The organism is Variovorax sp. dw_308 (assembly GCF_019207085.1).
In the GTDB taxonomy this organism is placed as follows: domain Bacteria; phylum Pseudomonadota; class Gammaproteobacteria; order Burkholderiales; family Burkholderiaceae_C; genus Variovorax.
Genome location: NZ_JAATOM010000098.1, coordinates 1 through 649 on the forward strand (window position 1 = coordinate 1; position 649 = coordinate 649).

Consider the following 649-nt stretch of genomic DNA (forward strand, 5'->3'; position numbering starts at 1 on the left):
ACTGCACATGCTCTACAACACCGGCGCGCGGGTGTCGGAGATCATCGGCGTTCGCTTGGCCGATGTCTTGCTCGACGGCGCGGCCTGCGTCCACTTGCACGGCAAGGGCCGCAAGCAGCGGACGATGCCGCTGTGGCGATCTACGGTCAAGGCAGTGCGGGCGTGGTTGCGGCTGAACCCTGCGTTGATGTCAACGTCGGCGCTACTGCCCAACCGGGATGGCCATCCGATGACGCGTACCAACGTCACGCAGCGGCTGGCCTTGGCGGTGGCAGCGGCATCGCCAGGGATGCCGAGTCTTCGGGGACATCGCATCTCCCCACACACGGTTCGCCACACGACAGCGATGCACCTGCTTCAGTCTGGCGAGTCCATCGAGGGCATCGCCCTGTGGCTCGGCCATGAGTGCCCAGCCACCACCCACCAGTACGTGGAAGCCGACCTCGCGATGAAGGAGAAGGCACTGGCCAAGCTGCAGGACCCCGACACGGCAGCAAGACGCTTCAGCGCCACCGACTCGCTGCTGGAGTTCCTGAAGACGCTGTGATTATGAGAAGGGGCCGAGCGTGTCGGAGAGCCCAACTACGTCGTGATCCGCGCGCTCCCCACTCCAGAACTTCTCATAACTGGGGCCTTCTCATAATGGCCG

At 64.3% G+C, this 649-nt stretch carries 1 protein-coding gene; it reads left to right on the forward strand.

Features of this window, described 5'->3' with window-relative positions:
• Positions 1-547: tyrosine-type recombinase/integrase (locus HCU76_RS36370; protein ID WP_218512067.1), on the forward strand; the 547-nt coding region annotated here is incomplete at its 5' end.
• Between the last annotated feature and the right edge of the window lie 102 nt (positions 548-649).